This window comes from Thioclava sp. UBA3469, from assembly GCF_002378135.1.
GTDB classification, from domain to species: Bacteria; Pseudomonadota; Alphaproteobacteria; order Rhodobacterales; family Rhodobacteraceae; genus Thioclava; species Thioclava sediminum.
The window spans coordinates 2,011-4,620 of record NZ_DFRG01000160.1; the positions used below are offsets into that span (position 1 = coordinate 2,011).

3 protein-coding genes are annotated in these 2,610 nt (G+C 60.7%); all 3 read right to left on the reverse strand.

Features of this window, described 5'->3' with window-relative positions:
* Positions 1 to 1,397 (reverse strand): TRAP transporter large permease (locus tag B3D39_RS12260; protein WP_286789736.1); only part of this gene is annotated, 1,397 nt, incomplete at its 3' end.
* On the reverse strand, positions 1,397 to 1,969 hold the full coding sequence (locus B3D39_RS12265; protein ID WP_274962723.1) for a TRAP transporter small permease subunit: 573 nt from the start codon (positions 1,967 to 1,969) through the stop codon (positions 1,397 to 1,399). The genes B3D39_RS12265 and B3D39_RS12260, both read right to left, overlap by 1 nt.
* Positions 1,970 to 2,199: 230 nt before the next feature.
* Complete coding sequence (locus B3D39_RS12270) at positions 2,200 to 2,418, reverse strand: hypothetical protein (protein WP_134330847.1); 219 nt, start codon at positions 2,416 to 2,418, stop codon at positions 2,200 to 2,202.
* Positions 2,419 to 2,610 lie beyond the last annotated feature (192 nt).

Sequence of the window (2,610 nt, forward strand, 5' to 3'; positions counted from 1 at the left end):
TAGAACAGCGCGAAGCCGAAGGGCGGGTGCATGAACGAGGTCTGCATGTTCACGCCCAGGATCACCCCGAACCAGATCAGGTCGATCCCCAGTGCCTGCGCGGCAGGCGCCAGAAGCGGCACGATGATGAAGGCCAGTTCGAAGAAATCGAGGAAGAAGGCGAGGAAGAACACCAGGAACGACACCACGATCAGGAAGCCCAATTGGCCACCCGGAAGCGAGGTCAGCAGATGCTCGACCCAGACCTGCCCGTTCACCCCGTAGAAGGTGAGCGAGAAGACCCGCGCGCCCAGCAGGATGAACAGCACGAAGGCCGACAGGCGCGTCGTCGCCGCCAGCGCGTCACGCACGACGGGGAAGGTCAGACGCTTCTTCACCGCCGACAGCACCAGCGCACCGACCGCACCCATTGCGCCGCCTTCGGTGGGCGTCGCGACGCCGAGGAAGATCGTGCCCAGCACGAGGAAGATCAGCGCCAGCGGCGGGATCAGCACGATCACCACCTGCTGGGCCAGACGGCTCATCAGGTTGGTTTTCAGCGCCTTGTCCAGCAACGCCACGATATAGATCGCGATCACGGCCACACCGGCTGCGAGGATCTCGGAGTTGTTGACGCTCGACCCGCTCGCCTCGAAATACTTCTCGGCGAAGATGAAGATCGCGACCGCACCGGCCAGCGCCACCAGGAGCGACATCACGCCAGAGCCCAGCGTGCGCGCCTCTTTCGGCAGAGCCGGCATCGACTTCGGCTTGATGATCGACATCACGAGCACATAGCCGAGGTAGATGCCGGTCAGCACCATACCGGGGATCAGCGCGCCCTTGTACATGTCGCCCACCGAAACGCCCAGCTGGTCAGCCAGAACGATCAGCACGAGCGAGGGCGGGATGATCTGCGCCAGTGTCCCTGACGCCGCAATGACACCTGTGGCCACCTTCCGATCATAGCCGTAGCGCAACATGATCGGCAGCGAGATCAGGCCCATCGCGATCACTGAGGCCGCAACGACGCCCGTTGTCGCCGCCAGAAGCGCGCCCACGATGATCACCGCATAGGCGAGACCGCCGCGCACCGGGCCGAACAGCTGACCGATCGTGTCGAGAAGATCCTCGGCCATGCCCGATTTCTCGAGCACGATGCCCATGAATGTGAAGAATGGAATGGCAAGTAAGGTCTCGTTCGACAAGACCCCGTAGAACCGTTGCGGCATCGCATTCAACAACGGCCAGTCAAGATTGATCGTCCCGCCGGAGTAACCCGACAGTTCAACGCCGATGACGAAGAACAAAAGACCGTTGGCCGCGAGTGCGAAGGCCGCAGGATAGCCGATCAGCAGGAAGACGATCAGCGAGATGAACATGATCGGGGCCATGTTCTGAGCGATAAGCTCGAGCATTACAGACCCTCCTCTTCGGCGATGGGATCATGGCCGTGATGGCCCGCGCTGTCGGCATGGGGATCCTCGATCAACCCACGCATCACGCCGATCTTCTTGATGATCTCGGACACGCCTTGGAAGAACAGCTGCCAGAAGCCGATCAGCAGCAGGAGCTTGGCCGGCCACAGGATCAGACCGCCCGAGTTCGTCGACATCTCGCCCGAGCGGATGGAGATCATCACGAAGGGCGTCAGCTTGAACAGCATCAGCACGACGAAGGGCATCAGGAAGAAGATGTGCCCGAGCAGATCGATCCAGTGCTGCACTTTCCGCGAGAAGGCACCATAGACGATGTCGATGCGGATATGCTCGTTTTGCTTGAGCGTGTAAGCGGCAGCGCCCAGAAACGCCGCGCCGAAAAGATACCATTGCAATTCCAGCCAAGCGTTCGACGACATGTCGAAGGCTTTGCGTACAATGGCGTTGGTCGCACTCACGAGGACCGACACCAGAATAAGCCACGACACCGCCTTGCCGATGGTCTCGTTTATCCGGTCGATCGCGCGTGAAAGGGCCAGCAAAGCGCCCATCTCACTTCCTCCCTAAATTTGTCCCGAAAGCCTGCGCGAGGCTTTGCCCGTGATTGGCCGAGTGGGGGAGAAAGGTCAAGCAATTAAGGCTCCATCTGGTCTGTTCACTTGACCAGATCGGCCTAAAAGCCCCGCCTCTGAGCCCGATATCGCGACTAACCAAGCGTCAACGAGATCAATTCACCGCGACTGCCCCTGCGGCACCCGGCTCGGGAGCCCCTTCCGGTTTCTCAAAGTTGCGACTCGCAGGTCGCGGCGCGCAATAATCGGGAAGGAAATTCCGCCGCCCGCGACATTTTATTCAGCGTTTGGGCATTGACGCCCCCAACGCCCGATCCTAATGTCCGCGCAAAGCAGTCCGAAAGGGATCCGCAATGGATGCGATTCTTCTTGTCGTCGTAGGAGCCAAGCGCATGGGCCGGTAACGGTACAACCATGAAGGTTCCCATGCGCCCCCGCCTCAAAGCCGGGGGCTTTTTCTTGGACAGGTGGATGCTTGAGAGTTAGCGGTGGGCGGCGTGGCCCTCGCGCAAGGATGGAGTGAGCATATGGCACGGCAGATGACCGGCGCGAAGATGGTGGTTCAGGCGCTGAAGGATCACGGGGTCGAAGTAATTTTCGGCTATCCGGGCGGCGCGGTC